This window comes from Pseudomonas sp. DY-1, assembly GCF_003626975.1.
In the GTDB taxonomy this organism is placed as follows: domain Bacteria; phylum Pseudomonadota; class Gammaproteobacteria; order Pseudomonadales; family Pseudomonadaceae; genus Metapseudomonas.
On the sequence record NZ_CP032616.1, the window covers coordinates 1,861,639 to 1,875,855 of the forward strand.

13 protein-coding genes are annotated in these 14,217 nt (G+C 60.8%); 2 read left to right on the forward strand and 11 right to left on the reverse strand.

The annotated features are described in order from the left end of the window. Nucleotides 1-132: 132 nt before the first annotated feature. From lpdA to sdhC, 7 genes are all read right to left on the reverse strand, one after another. Nucleotides 133-1,569 (reverse strand): dihydrolipoyl dehydrogenase, encoded by a 1,437-nt coding sequence (lpdA, locus tag D6Z43_RS08995; RefSeq protein WP_120651613.1) that lies wholly within the window; start codon nucleotides 1,567-1,569, stop codon nucleotides 133-135. Nucleotides 1,570-1,638: 69 nt separating this feature from the next. Next, nucleotides 1,639-2,868: a 2-oxoglutarate dehydrogenase complex dihydrolipoyllysine-residue succinyltransferase gene (odhB, locus tag D6Z43_RS09000; RefSeq protein WP_120651614.1), complete on the reverse strand. Its 1,230-nt coding sequence runs from the start codon at nucleotides 2,866-2,868 to the stop codon at nucleotides 1,639-1,641. A 44-nt stretch (nucleotides 2,869-2,912) separates the two neighbouring features. Next, nucleotides 2,913-5,744 carry a 2-oxoglutarate dehydrogenase E1 component gene (locus D6Z43_RS09005; protein ID WP_120651615.1) on the reverse strand — a complete coding sequence of 944 codons (2,832 nt, stop codon included), beginning with the start codon at nucleotides 5,742-5,744 and terminating at the stop codon, nucleotides 2,913-2,915. 245 nt (nucleotides 5,745-5,989) lie between these two features. Next, nucleotides 5,990-6,706, reverse strand: coding sequence for a succinate dehydrogenase iron-sulfur subunit (locus tag D6Z43_RS09010; RefSeq protein ID WP_120651616.1), 717 nt, complete (start codon nucleotides 6,704-6,706; stop codon nucleotides 5,990-5,992). 11 nt (nucleotides 6,707-6,717) lie between these two features. Next, nucleotides 6,718-8,490: a succinate dehydrogenase flavoprotein subunit gene (gene sdhA / locus D6Z43_RS09015; RefSeq protein ID WP_120651617.1), complete on the reverse strand. Its 1,773-nt coding sequence runs from the start codon at nucleotides 8,488-8,490 to the stop codon at nucleotides 6,718-6,720. 3 nt (nucleotides 8,491-8,493) lie between these two features. After that, entirely contained in the window at nucleotides 8,494-8,862 is a 369-nt protein-coding gene (gene sdhD, locus D6Z43_RS09020; RefSeq protein ID WP_069083276.1) for a succinate dehydrogenase, hydrophobic membrane anchor protein, read from the reverse strand. Beyond that, nucleotides 8,856-9,230: a succinate dehydrogenase, cytochrome b556 subunit gene (gene sdhC / locus D6Z43_RS09025; RefSeq protein ID WP_120651618.1), complete on the reverse strand. Its 375-nt coding sequence runs from the start codon at nucleotides 9,228-9,230 to the stop codon at nucleotides 8,856-8,858. The genes sdhD and sdhC overlap by 7 nt, the downstream gene beginning before the upstream one ends. A gap of 362 nt (nucleotides 9,231-9,592) precedes the next feature. Between sdhC and gltA the strand changes: the two genes are divergently transcribed. After that, nucleotides 9,593-10,879 carry a citrate synthase gene (gltA, locus tag D6Z43_RS09030; RefSeq protein WP_120651619.1) on the forward strand — a complete coding sequence of 429 codons (1,287 nt, stop codon included), beginning with the start codon at nucleotides 9,593-9,595 and terminating at the stop codon, nucleotides 10,877-10,879. A gap of 66 nt (nucleotides 10,880-10,945) precedes the next feature. Here the strand turns inward: gltA and D6Z43_RS09035 are convergent, their stop codons facing one another. The 3 genes from D6Z43_RS09035 to D6Z43_RS09045 are packed head-to-tail and all read right to left on the reverse strand — an operon-like array spanning nucleotide 10,946 to nucleotide 12,732. After that, entirely contained in the window at nucleotides 10,946-11,548 is a 603-nt protein-coding gene (locus D6Z43_RS09035) for an START domain-containing protein (protein WP_120651620.1), read from the reverse strand. A gap of 47 nt (nucleotides 11,549-11,595) precedes the next feature. Next, entirely contained in the window at nucleotides 11,596-11,853 is a 258-nt protein-coding gene (locus tag D6Z43_RS09040; protein WP_120651621.1) for a YkgJ family cysteine cluster protein, read from the reverse strand. 45 nt (nucleotides 11,854-11,898) lie between these two features. Beyond that, nucleotides 11,899-12,732, reverse strand: coding sequence for a hypothetical protein (locus D6Z43_RS09045; RefSeq protein ID WP_120651622.1), 834 nt, complete (start codon nucleotides 12,730-12,732; stop codon nucleotides 11,899-11,901). 71 nt (nucleotides 12,733-12,803) lie between these two features. On the opposite strand from D6Z43_RS09045, the gene D6Z43_RS09050 reads away from it, so the two are divergent. Continuing rightward, nucleotides 12,804-13,145 carry a DMT family protein gene (locus D6Z43_RS09050; RefSeq protein WP_077525320.1) on the forward strand — a complete coding sequence of 114 codons (342 nt, stop codon included), beginning with the start codon at nucleotides 12,804-12,806 and terminating at the stop codon, nucleotides 13,143-13,145. Between the two features lie 127 nt (nucleotides 13,146-13,272). Here the strand turns inward: D6Z43_RS09050 and D6Z43_RS09055 are convergent, their stop codons facing one another. Beyond that, entirely contained in the window at nucleotides 13,273-14,145 is an 873-nt protein-coding gene (locus tag D6Z43_RS09055; protein ID WP_120651623.1) for an NAD(P)-dependent oxidoreductase, read from the reverse strand. Nucleotides 14,146-14,217 lie beyond the last annotated feature (72 nt).

The window sequence follows — 14,217 nt, forward strand, 5'->3', positions numbered from 1 at the left end:
TGCAGTTGAAGGCAGTCCGGCGGGCTTTCCGCGGTGAGCTGCTGCCTTGTCGGCCGCAACTCACGACGGGCAACCCGCCGTGGTTCCGGATCCTGCACTGGCCACTTGCGCGGTCTGTGCAGGAGGTCTTGCTCAGCGCTTCTTGCGGTTGGCGATGTGGATGGCGTGGCCATTCACAGCGAGGGCCGCTTCGTGCAGCGCTTCGGACAGGGTCGGGTGCGAGAAGACCATCATGCCCAGGTCTTCGGCACTGGTGCCGAATTCCATGCCGATGGCACCTTGCTGGACCAGTTCGGCAGCGCTCGGGCCAATTACGTGGACGCCCAGCACACGGTCGGTCTTGGCATCGGCGATCACCTTGACGAAACCAGCGGTGTCGTTGGCAGCCATGGCACGACCGCTGGCGGCGAACGGGAAGGTGCCGACATTGATTTCAACGCCTTCGGCCTTCAGGGTCTGCTCGGTCTTGCCGACCCACGCGATTTCCGGGTGGGTGTAGATAACCGACGGGATCAGGTCGTAGTTCATCTGGGCTTTATGGCCGGCGATGCGCTCGGCAACCATGATGCCCTCTTCCGAGGCCTTGTGGGCCAGCATGGCGCCACGCACCACGTCGCCGATGGCGTAAACGCCCGGAACGCTGGTCTTGCAATGGTCATCGACGAAGATGAAGCCGCGCTCGTCCAGGGTAACGCCGCTGTCGGCAGCCAGCAGATCGGTGGTTACCGGGCGACGGCCCACGGCCACGATCAGCTTGTCGAAGGTTTCCTTCTGCTCGCCGTTGGCGTCGGTGAAGTTCACAGTGACCTGCTTCTTCTTCACTTCGGAACCGGTCACGCGGGCACCCAGACGAATCTTCAGGCCTTGCTTGGTGAGGACCTTCAGGGCTTCCTTGGAAACCTGCTCGTCAGCGGCCGGGAGGAACTTGTCCAGTGCTTCGATGACGGTCACTTCAGCACCCAGGCGAGCCCAGACGGAACCCAGCTCAAGGCCGATGACGCCGGCGCCGATAACGCCCAGCTTCTTCGGAACGGCCTGGAAGTCCAGCGCACCGGTGGAGTCGACGATCACGTCCTGGTCAACCGGGGCCGGCGGGATGTCTACCGGCTTGGAGCCGGAAGCGAGGATCACGTTCTCGGCTTCGACGATCTGCACCTTGCCGTCGGAACCAGTGACTTCGACCTGCTTGTTGGCCAGCAGCTTGCCGTGGCCTTCCAGCAGGGTGACGCCGTTGGCCTTGAACAGGGTAGCGACGCCGCCGGTCAGGTTCTTAACGATGGTGTTCTTGCGACCGACCATGGCAGGAACGTCGATGGTGACGCCCTTGGCTTCGATGCCATGGATTTTGAAGCCCTCGTGGGCCTCATGGTACTTGTAGGAGCTGTCCAGCAGCGCCTTCGACGGAATGCAGCCGACGTTCAGGCAGGTGCCGCCCAGTGCGGTCTTGCCTTCCTTGTCCTGGTACTTCTCGATGCAGGCGGTTTTCAGGCCGAGCTGAGCTGCCTTGATAGCGGCAACGTAGCCGCCGGGGCCCGCACCAATCACTACCACGTCGAATTTCTGGGTCATAACTCATTCCTTCTCATATGAAACCGGACGGCCCCTGTAAGGGGGGCCGCCGTAAAGAGAGACTGCCGATCAGATGTCCAGCAGCAGACGAGCCGGGTCTTCCAGCAGGTTTTTGATGGTCACCAGGAAGCTTACAGCTTCCTTGCCATCGATCAGGCGGTGGTCGTAGGACAGAGCCAGGTACATCATCGGGCGGATAACAACCTGACCGTTGATGGCCATCGGGCGCTGGATGATGTTGTGCATGCCAAGGATGGCGGCCTGCGGCGGGTTGACGATCGGGGTCGACATCATCGAGCCGAAGGTGCCGCCGTTGGTGATGGTGAAGGTGCCACCAGTCATCTCGTCGATGGACAGCTTGCCCTCACGAGCCTTCTTGCCGAAGGTCGCGATGCCATTCTCGACTTCGGCCAGGCTCATCAGCTCAGCATTGCGCAGGACCGGAACCACCAGGCCACGGTCGCTGGAAACGGCTACGCCGATGTCCTGATAGCCGTGGTAGACGATGTCGTTGCCGTCGATGGAAGCGTTGACCGCCGGGAAGCGCTTCAGCGCCTCGACGGAGGCCTTGACGAAGAAGGACATGAAGCCCAGGCGCACGCCGTTGTGGGTCTTCTCGAACAGGTCCTTGTACTTCGAACGCAGCGCCATGACTTCGGTCATGTCGACTTCGTTGAAGGTGGTCAGCATGGCCATGGTGGACTGGGCTTCGACCAGACGCTCGGCGACCTTGGCACGCAGGCGGGTCATCGGTACGCGCTTCTCGACGCGGTCGCCAGCGGCGAAGACCGGAGCCTCGGCAGCCGGGGCTGCGGGCTTGGCGGCCGGGGCAGCGGCAGGAGCGGATTTCTTGGCTTCGACAGCGGCAACCACGTCTTCCTTGGTCACGCGACCGCCTTTGCCAGTGCCGGCGATGCTGTTCGGGTCGATGCCGTTCTCTTCAGCCAGCTTGCGGGCGGCCGGGGAAAGGATGGCGTCGTCGGCAGCAGCGGCTGCCGGAGCAGCAGCCTGGGCCGCGGGAGCGGCTGCCGGAGCAGCAGCGGCCGGGGCGGCGGCAGCGGCGCCGGCGTTCAGCTTGCCGAGCAGCTCGCCGCTGAGCACAGTGTCGCCCTCGTTCTTGACGATTTCAGCCAGGACGCCATCGGTTTCAGCGAGGACTTCCATGACCACCTTGTCAGTTTCGATGTCGACGATCAGTTCGTCACGCTTGACCGCATCGCCCGGCTTCTTGTGCCAGGTAGCCACGGTGCCGTCGGCAACCGATTCCGGGAAAGTGGGGGCTTTGATCTCGATAGCCATTATTCAGGGTTCCTATCTAATTCGGTTTCTTCAGCGCGAAGGCGTTAAACAGTAAAGGCATCTTGCAGCAGTTTTTCCTGCTGCTCAGCGTGCATGGAGGCGTAGCCGCAAGCCGGAGCTGCAGAACCTTCACGACCCGCGTACTCGAGGAACAGCCCTTTCTTGTGGGCTGCCGCGACGCGACGCATGTGGTGCTGGCTGCAGTACCAGGCGCCCTGGTTCATCGGCTCTTCCTGGCACCAGACGATGTGCTTGAGGTTCTTGTACGGAGCCAGAACCTCGGCCAGATCGTCCTCGGGGAACGGATACAGCTGCTCGATACGCACGATGGCGATATCTTCGCGGCCTTCGGCGCGACGCTTCTCCAGCAGGTCGTAGTAGACCTTGCCGCTGCACAGGATCAGGCGGTCGACCTTCTTCGGCTCGATCGCATCAATCTCGCCAATGACGGTCTGGAACGAGCCTTCCGCCAGATCTTCCAGGGTCGAGATGGCCAGCTTGTGGCGCAGCAGGGACTTCGGAGTAAGGGCAACCAGCGGCTTGCGCAGCGGGCGGATCACCTGGCGACGCAGCATGTGGTAGACCTGCGCCGGGGTAGTCGGTACGCAAACCTGGATGTTGTGCTCGGCGCACAGTTGCAGGTAGCGCTCCAGACGCGCGGAGGAGTGCTCCGGTCCCTGGCCTTCGTAGCCGTGCGGCAGCAGCATGGTCAGGCCGCACAGACGACCCCACTTGTGCTCGCCGCTGGTGATGAACTGGTCAACCACAACCTGGGCGCCGTTGGCGAAGTCACCGAACTGGGCTTCCCAGATCACCAGCGCGTTCGGCGTGGTGGTGGAGTAACCGTATTCGAATGCCAGCACGGCCTCTTCCGACAGGTAGGAGTCGTACAGATCGAACTTCGGCTGGTCAGCGAACAGGTGCTGCAGCGGCAGGTAGGTACTGGCGTCCTTCTGGCTGTGCAGCGCCGCATGGCGGTGCGAGAAGGTGCCGCGACCGACGTCCTGGCCGGTGATACGGACCGGATGGCCTTCGAACAGCAAGGTCGCGTAGGCCATGGTCTCGGCGTAGCCCCAGTTGATCGGCATCGCACCGGCGCCCATCTTCTGGCGGTCTTCGAGGATCTTGGCGACCTGGCGCTGGACCACGAAACCTTCCGGAATCTCCAGCAGCTTGGCGGAGAGTTCCTGAAGGGTCTTCAGCTCGAAGCTGGTGTCGTGGCGCGCGGTCCAGGCGTGCCCCAGGTACGGACGCCAGTCGACGAAGAGCTCCTTGTTGGGCTCCTTGACCAGACTCTTGACCACGTGCTGGCCGTTGTCCAAGGCAGTGCGGTACTCGTCGACCTTGGCCTGGATGGCGGCGGTGTCGAGCACACGGGACGAACTCAGGGCGTCGGCGTACAGCTCACGGGTGGTGCGCTGCTTGCTGATCTGCTGGTACATCAGCGGCTGGGTACCGTTCGGTTCGTCGGCTTCGTTGTGACCACGACGGCGATAGCAGACCAGGTCGATGACCACGTCACGCTTGAACTGCATGCGGTAATCGACAGCCAACTGGGTAACGAACAGTACGGCTTCCGGATCGTCGCCGTTTACGTGCAGGATCGGCGCCTGGATCATCTTGGCGACGTCGGTGCAGTACTCGGTGGAGCGCGAGTCTTCCGGACGGCTGGTGGTGAAACCAACCTGGTTGTTGATCACCAGATGGATGGTGCCGCCCGTCTTGTAGCCACGGGTCTGCGACATCTGGAAGGTTTCCATGACCACGCCCTGACCAGCGAAAGCGGCGTCGCCGTGGATGGAAATCGGCAGAACCTTGTCACCGCCCTTGTCCTGGCGACGGTCCTGGCGGGCACGAACGGAACCCTCGACCACCGGGGAAACGATTTCCAGGTGGGACGGGTTGAACGCTAGCGCCAGGTGAACTTCGCCGCCCGGGGTCATGACGTTGGAGGAGAAGCCCTGGTGGTACTTCACGTCACCGGAGGACAAGCCTTCGGTCTTCTTGCCTTCGAACTCGTCGAACAGGTCGCGCGGGTTCTTGCCGAAGGTGTTGACCAATACGTTCAGACGGCCGCGGTGAGCCATGCCGATGACGATTTCTTTCAGGCCGTAGGAGCCGGAGCGTTGGATGATCTCGTCCAGCAGAGGGATCAGGCTTTCGCCACCCTCCAGGCCGAAACGCTTGGTGCCCGGGTACTTGGTGCCCAGGTACTTCTCCAGCCCCTCGGCAGCGGTCAGACGCTCGAGCAGATGGCTCTGGACTTCCGGCGAGAACGCCGGACGGCCGCGCACGCTCTCCAGACGCTGCTGGAACCACTTGCGTTGCTCGGAATCGACGATGTGGGTGAACTCGGCACCGATGGTGCGGCAATACGTCTCGTTGAGGGTCTGCTGAATCTCACGCAGAGTAGCCTCTTCTTTGCCGATGTAGAGCTCACCAGTACGGAAGGTGGTATCGAGGTCGGCATCGGTCAGTCCGTAGTGACGGATCGACAGGTCAGCCGGAACCGGACGCTGCCACAGACCAAGCGGATCGAGCTTGGATGCCTGGTGGCCGCGCATGCGGAAAGCCTGGATCAAGCGCAGGACTTCTACCTGCTTCTTCTCGTGCTCACTGCTTACAGCGCCAGCGGAAACCGGCTGAGCGCGGCGCTGGTTCTTGGCGAGCAGGACGAAATGATCGCGGATGGTGGAGTGCGAAACGTCGGTGGCAAGATTGCCGTCGGTCGGCAGCTTCTGGAAGTAGGTGCGCCACTCTTCGGGCACAGCGTTGGGATCGTGCAGGTAGAGCTCATAGAGCTCCTCCACATATGCAGCGTTACCACCGGATAGGTGGGCACTGTTCCACATGCGCTGCATTTCGCTTTCTTGCATGCTTTGTCACCCTCGATAAGGGGACACCATCGGCATGGACACCACTAGGGCTTAAAAGTCCTGGCACAGCGACTTCGGTAAAGCCACCAAGGATCCCGCAGATAGTCCGGGCACCAGCCCGGTTGCCCCTGCTGGTCATCTATATATTTTTCAAATAAGGAACACGGCTTTGTGAGCTGCGTTCCTGGTTTTACTGCGACACCGGCCAGGCCGGTGTCGCAGGTGTTGCGGGTACAGCAATCGAATCAGGTACCGCTTTGCAGCAGCATGTTACGCACGTGACCGATCGCCTTGGTCGGGTTCAGTCCCTTCGGGCAAACGTTCACGCAGTTCATGATGCCGCGGCAACGGAACACGCTGAACGGATCGTCCAGCGCAGCCAGTCGCTCTTCGGTCTTGTTGTCGCGGCTGTCAGCCAGGAAGCGATAGGCTTGCAGCAGTGCGGCGGGACCGAGGAACTTGTCAGGGTTCCACCAGAAGGACGGGCAAGAGGTCGAGCAGCAAGCGCAGAGAATGCACTCGTACAGACCGTCGAGCTTCTCGCGCTCTTCCGGGGACTGCAGACGCTCGATGGCCGGAGCCGGAGTGTCGTTCTGCAGGAAGGGTTTCACCTTCTCGTACTGCTTGTAGAAGATGCTCATATCGACGACCAGGTCACGTATGACCGGCAGGCCCGGCAGCGGGCGAATCACCAGCTTGCCGCCCTTCAGTCCAGCGGCGGACAGGGGAGTGATGCACGCCAGGCCGTTCTTGCCGTTGATGTTCATGCCGTCGGAACCGCAGACGCCTTCACGGCAGGAACGACGGTAGGAGAAACCCTCGTCCTGCTCTTTGATCAGCGCCAGTACGTCGAGGACCATTACGTCCTTGCCGTCGGTGTCGACCTGGAAATCCTGCATGGTCGGAGCGCTATCGCGCTCCGGGTTGTAGCGATAGACGCTGACAGTAAGAGTCTTGGACATGTCGGCCACCCTTAATAAGTACGTACTTTGGGTTCGAACGCCGGAACGGTCTTCGGCGCGAAGTTGACGGCGCGCTTGGTAACGCGCTTATCACCCGGGAAGTACAGGGTGTGGCACAGCCAGTTCTCGTCGTCGCGGTCTTCGAAGTCTTCGCGGGCATGGGCGCCACGGGACTCTTTACGGACTTCCGCAGCGATCGCGGTCGCTTCGGCGACTTCCAGCAGGTTCTGCAGCTCCAGAGCTTCGATACGCGCGGTATTGAAGGCCTGAGACTTGTCGTTGATCTTGACGTTTGCGATGCGCTCACGCAGCTCAGCCAGCTGAGCAATACCCTTCTGCATGTATTCGCCGGTACGGAATACACCGAAGTAGTTTTGCATGCACTGCTGCAGCTCGCGCCTCAGCGGGGCAACTTCTTCGCCGCTGGTACGCTCGTTGACGCCGGACAGGCGCTTGAGCGACTGCTCGATGTCGGTCTCGCTGGCGCCGCGCGCCTCGATACCTTCCTTGAGCGCCTTTTCCAGGTGCAGACCAGCAGCACGGCCGAATACAACCAGGTCGAGCAGGGAGTTACCGCCCAGACGGTTGGCACCGTGTACCGATACGCAAGCCACTTCGCCCACTGCAAACAGGCCTTCGACGATGGTGTCGTTGCCGTTGGCGTCCTGAGTGATGGCCTGGCCATGAATATTGGTGGCAACGCCGCCCATCATGTAGTGGCAGGTCGGGATAACCGGAATCGGTGCGACGACCGGATCGACATGCGCGAAGGTCTTGGAAAGCTCGCAGATGCCGGGCAGGCGACTGTGCAGAACTTCCTCACCCAGGTGGTCGAGCTTCAGCAGTACGTGGTCCTTGTTCGGGCCCACACCATTGCCGGCGATCACTTCCTTCACCATGGAGCGGGCGACCACGTCGCGGCCAGCCAGGTCCTTGGCGTTCGGAGCATAACGCTCCATGAAGCGCTCGCCATGGGCGTTGATCAGGTAACCACCCTCGCCGCGGCAACCTTCGGTCACGAGCACGCCTGCACCGGCGATACCGGTCGGGTGGAACTGCCACATCTCGATGTCCTGGACCGGCACACCAGCACGCAGGGCCATGCCCACGCCGTCGCCAGTATTGATCAGGGCGTTGGTGGTGGAGGCGTAGATACGACCTGCACCGCCAGTGGCCAGAACAACGGCCTTGGAACGGATGTAAACGGTTTCGCCGGTCTCGATGCAGATGGCGATGATGCCAACCACTGCGCCGTCCTGGTTCTTCACCAGATCAACCGCGTACCACTCGTTGAGGAACGAGGTACCGCTCTTCAGGTTCGCCTGGTACAGGGTGTGCAGCAGGGCGTGACCGGTACGGTCGGCTGCGGCGCAGGTACGGGCAGCCTGGCCACCCTTGCCGAAGTCCTTGGACTGGCCACCGAACGGACGCTGGTAGATGCGGCCTTGCTCGGTACGGGAGAACGGCAGGCCCATGTGCTCCAGCTCGAACACGGCTTCCGGACCCACGGAGCACATGTACTCGATAGCGTCCTGGTCACCGATGTAGTCGGAACCCTTGACGGTGTCGTACATGTGCCAGCGCCAATCGTCGTTCGGGTCGGCCGAAGCGATGGCGCAGGTGATGCCGCCCTGGGCGGACACGGTATGGGAACGGGTCGGGAAGACCTTGGTCACCACGGCGGTCTTGTGACCACCTTGGGCCAGTTGCAGCGCAGCACGCATGCCGGCGCCGCCGCCACCTACGATGATGGCGTCGAAAGAAAGAGTACGAATGCTAGACATGGATCACACACCCCAGAGAATCTGCACGCCCCAGACGAAGAACGCGAACATCGCAATGCCGCATACCGCCTGGAACAGGAAACGCACGACAGTCGCCGCCTTGCCCAGCGCCATCGGCGTCAGGTAGTCGGTGGAGATGGTCCACATGCCGACCCAGGCGTGGACGCTCAAGGCGACCAGGGCAAGCAAGCTGAAGATGCGCATCGCGGTGTGGGAGAACAGACCGTGCCACTCGGCATAGGTCAGACCCGGATTGAACAGCAGGTAGCCCAGCAGGAAAAGGAAATAAGCCGCGAGAACGACCGCAGAAACACGCTGGGCCATCCAGTCATAAAGACCCGAACGCGAGAAGTTCGTAACGTTGGTTACCATATCCACACCCCCAGCAGCACGATCAGCACCGCAGAAACTACGATGACGATTTTCGAGCCCAGCTTACCGCCCTCGAGCGTCTCGCCGACGCCCACATCCATTACCAGATGGCGCACACCGGCGACCAAGTGGTAAAGCAACGCGGACAGGAGGCCCCAAACCACCAGCTTGGCCAGCGGACTGGTCAGGCACGCCTTGACCTGCTCGAAGCCTTCCTCGGAGCTCAGCGACTTGTCGAGTGCGAACAGCAGCACGGCAATGCCGAAGAAGAGGATGACGCCAGAGATACGATGCAGGATGGACGTGTAAGCAGTGATGGGGAGTTTGATGGTCCTGAGATCTAGGTTTACAGGTCGTTGGCTATTCACGGCTTTTTTTTCACACTGAGGCCCCTAACAAACAGGGCAAGTTGTCGGGAAGTGCACTGATCAGGTACCCCTCACCAAAGGGAGTGCCGACCTCCAGAATATGGGCCCAGGGCCCCTGGCGATCGGGCGCTGAGTATAGACAGTTAGCTGACTAATGACAATGCAAACGCCTGCCCCTAAAAGCGGATTGCGCTGCCTATATAAAAGGCGTAAATAGCCCCACTTTTTGCGCCGAAAAACCCACGCAAACCCCACTGGCGCATGGGTTTCTTCAAATTGACATTCGAATTTATACCTCTATAGTGTCCCGGGCCCTGCGTGGGGGGCTGTCTGATGATTTCAAGCATAACTAGGAGGCCGCTATGGCTGACAAAAAAGCGCAGTTGATCATCGAGGGCGCAGCCCCCGTAGAGCTGCCCGTTCTGTCCGGAACCATGGGACCCGATGTAGTCGATGTGCGGGGCCTGACCTCCACGGGCTGCTTCACCTTTGATCCTGGCTTTATGTCGACCGCCTCTTGCGAGTCGAAGATCACCTACATCGACGGCGACAAGGGCGTACTGCTGCACCGTGGCTATCCGATCGAGCAGTTGGCAGAGAAGTCCGACTACCTGGAAACCTGCTACCTGCTGCTGAACGGCGAACTGCCGAACGCTGAAGAGAAGGCCAAGTTCGTTGGCACCATCAAGAACCACACCATGGTTCATGAGCAGTTGAAGAGCTTCTTCAACGGCTTCCGCCGTGATGCCCACCCCATGGCAATCATGTGCGGCGTAGTCGGTGCCCTCTCCGCCTTCTACCACGACTCCCTGGACATCAATAACCCGCAGCACCGCGAAGTTTCGGCCATGCGCCTGGTGGCCAAGATGCCGACCATCGCGGCAATGGCCTACAAGTACTCCATGGGCCAGCCCATGATGTACCCGCGTAACGACCTGAACTACGCGGAAAACTTCCTGCACATGATGTTCAACACCCCGGCCGAGATCAAACCGATCAGCCCGGTACTGGCCAAGGCAATGGACCGCATTTTCATCCTGCATGCGGACCACGAGCAGAACGCCTCCACCTCTACCGTACGCCTGGCTGGATCCTCCGGCGCCAACCCCTTCGCCTGTATCGCTGCCGGTATCGCCGCCCTCTGGGGCCCGGCGCACGGCGGCGCCAACGAAGCGGTGCTGAGCATGCTGGACGAGATCGGCGACGTCTCGAACATCGACAAGTTCATCGCCAAGGCGAAGGACAAGAACGACCCGTTCAAACTGATGGGCTTCGGCCACCGCGTCTACAAGAACTTCGACCCGCGCGCCAAGGTCATGAAACAGACCTGCGACGAGGTTCTGGCCGAGCTGGGCATCAACGACCCGCAGCTGGAGCTGGCAATGAAGCTCGACGAGATTGCGCGCAACGATCCTTACTTCAAGGAGCGCAACCTCTACCCGAACGTCGACTTCTACTCAGGCATCATCCTGAAGGCCATCGGCATCCCGACCAGCATGTTCACCGTGATCTTCGCCCTGGCTCGCACCGTCGGCTGGATCTCGCACTGGAAGGAAATGCTCTCCGGCCCGTACAAGATCGGCCGTCCGCGCCAGCTGTACACCGGTTACGAAAAGCGCGACTTCGTCTCGCTGGATGGCCGCAAGTAAGGCCGACCGCATAATAAAAAAGGCTGCCGATGGGCAGCCTTTTTTATTTCGACTTCGTCTAGCCTTTCAGCGCTTTTCCGCCCGCTGGCGCATCGCTTTGAGGGTATTGAACGGTGCATCGACCACAAAGCTGTTGGCCAACCAGGAAGGTACGCTGCCACCCGGTTCGGTATGCACCTGGTAAGTCACCTCCACCTCCCCCGCTTCTTTAGGCACAAGCTTCCATAAACCATCCACCTGGGTCACCCGGACATAACCATCTGTCTCAGGCAGGTACTTGGGCACGCCTTCCAGTAAGCGCGTGACACTACCGTCTGCCCCAAACTCAGAAGTGACGTGCAACACCGAATCCCGCGGAGTTACCGGCCAGGGCGTATTGAATCGGGTGTAAGTCCAGCTCTGCGCCCCGTCACTCTTGAGCAGCTTCTGGTCCTTGCACTCATGAATCCAGGCGCAGGATCCAGAGACATCCTCCTGCAAGGCACGCAAGGTTGCGATATCCGTCTTCATGGTCACGACGCCGCGATAGGCCTTGTACCTGGATCCCGGCACCTCGCTGAGGAAAACCTTTATGCCCTCCTCGTCCTTAGCCAGCTTCCAGTCCTCGGCACGAGCACCTGAGACCGCCAGAAGCCCCAAGGCGCAGAACGCCACAAACTTGAATCTCATGATTTCTCCTTGTTCGGACAGTACCGGCGATGGGCCGGCCGAATAAATCAAGCGGCCGAGGTTGCCTCTTCCAGCCAGCCGAGCAGGCGAATCGCCTCATCGCGGCTATCACCGCAAACTTCCGGATCTGCATCAAAAGCACCACAGACAGCCGGACGGCGAGGATCGCCGAACAACTGGCAGAGATTCTCGACGGACAAATGCAGACAACGCTCTCCGGCTGGCTTTCCCGAAGGCATGCCAGGAATCGGGGAACTGATGGATGGTGCAATGCAACAAGCACCGCAGCCTGGGCGGCAGAGCATGGCGAACGACCTCGGACGGCAGGAATGCTGGAACAAACGCGCATTTTACTTGGACGGAGCCGGTGTGGACATGACCCCAACCACCGACGCCTGGTGCGCACGAAGCTCTTGTGGAGTTTCGCCCTTGTAGATACGTGCGCTCAGTTGCCCTTCGTGCACTTCAAGTCCTATGCGTTGGGGATCTCGCAAGTCGAACACCTGATAGGCCACAGATTGGCTATGAAAAGCCCGCAAGCCTGACGTCAGGTAAAACGCCTGGGTCGCAATGATGCTCCGACCACCCTCCCCTACATCTGAATCACCACTCAACAGCACCACCAGGCGTCGACCGGACATGTCGTACGCACCGGAGAGTTCGCCAAAGCCATAAACGCGCTCCCCCAAGTCCCGCCGCCAGCTCAGGTAAAGCCGGTTCAGCTTCGGCTCGCCCAGCGTCACCTTCAGCAGCAACCCGCGCTCGCCATCATCCTCGAGGGACAACGTGTATCCGCTCAGGCTGCCATCTGCACAGCGCAGATGCCCCTTCAGCAGCAGCCTGTCACCCAAGCGCTCTACTGACTCCAGACTCTGGTCGCGACACAGTAGCTCTTGCTGCAGCAGGGACGGTGCCTTTCTCCCCACACCAGCCGCTAGAAAACCACCCTCAGCAGCCCAGAGCGTTTTTTCCGGCCGTTTTTGCGCGTAGACCCCGAACCCCGAACCACTCCAGGAAAGCCTGTAGCGACCGAAATCGAAGTCGCGCGCCACCATGAAGGCCGGCGGCAGATGCAGCTCCGCAATCACCGGCTTCGTGCGCCAGGCATCGAGACCACGCAAAACTGTAATTGCCACCGCGAGCAGCAGCAGTGCGAAGAAACCCAGCCCACGCCAAAACCCCATGGCCCGCCCCTTTCCTTGAATAACAACACCCATTAGGCTTGCACGCTTCCAACGACACAGAGCCCCAGATCATGCCGGTATGGATGCAGACCGCCGCCCTACTCACCCTATCCAACGTTTTCATGACCTTCGCCTGGTATGGCCATCTAAAGACCCTTAATACCAAGCCCTGGATCATTGCCGCGTTGATCAGCTGGGGTATCGCGCTGTTCGAGTACCTGATCATGGTGCCGGCCAATCGCATCGGCTATACCGAGCTCTCGGTCGGCCAACTGAAGATCATGCAGGAAGTGATTACCCTGGCGATCTTCGTCCCCTTCAGCGTGCTCTACATGCAGCAGCCGCTGAAGCTGGACTATCTCTGGGCGGGGCTGTGCCTACTAGGCGCGGTCTACTTCATTTTCCGCAGCTAGGCTCGCCTGCGCTTCGACCATGCGTCGCCAAAAATCGACTCAGACTGCTCATTAACAGTCGTTAACTCCACGTCCTCGCCGATTTTTTCCTAGGCAGACCTTTTCTCGGCGTCCTAGCGTTCGAGCACTACGCGGGTTTCTTCAATCGGGCGATCAGGCTGGAAGTATCCCAGCGCCCACCGCCCATGGCCTGGACCTCAGCGTAGAACTGGTCGACGAGTGCCGTAATAGGCAATTGCGCGCCGTTGCGAGCCGCCTCGTCGAGGACGATGGACAGGTCCTTGCGCATCCAGTCCACGGCGAAGCCGAAATCGAATTTGCCATCCAGCATGGTCTGGTGTCGGTGTTCCAGCTGCCAGGACTGCGCAGCCCCCTTGCTGACCACTTCCATGGCGCCCTGTGCATCCAGCCCGGCGCACTGGGCGAAGTGCAGCGCCTCGGCCAACCCTTGCAGCAGACCGCCGACGCAAATCTGATTAACCATTTTGGTCAGTTGTCCGCTGCCCACGGGCCCCATGCGTCGAATCAGTTTGGCGTAGCTGTCGATCACCGGCGCGGCACGGTCGTAGAACACCTGCTCGCCACCCACCATCACCGAGAGCATGCCCGCTTCAGCGCCAGCCTGACCGCCAGAAACGGGGGCATCGAGGAAACCCAGTTCCCGCTCAGCCGCCAGGGTGGCCATTTCACGCGCGACATCCGCCGAAGCCGTGGTGTGATCCACCAGGATAGAGCCGGGTGCCATGCCGGCGAAAGCGCCATCCGCCCCAAGCAGGACAGCGCGCAAATCATCGTCATTGCCAACACAGACCATCACGAACTCCGCGCCCTCTGCCGCCTCACGAGGCGTGGCGAAGGCATCGCCGCCGAACTCATCGCACCACAGCGTGGTCCTGCCCGGCGACCGGTTGTAGACCCGTACCGAATGCCCTTCGCAGGCCAGGTGTCCGGCCATGTTGAAACCCATGACCCCCAAACCGATGAACGCTACTTCAGCCATTGTTCTTCTCCTTCGTCGACCTGCGGAAAAGCCTAACACGCAGTTTGCCGCCCCGCGAAAGCGCCACCATAC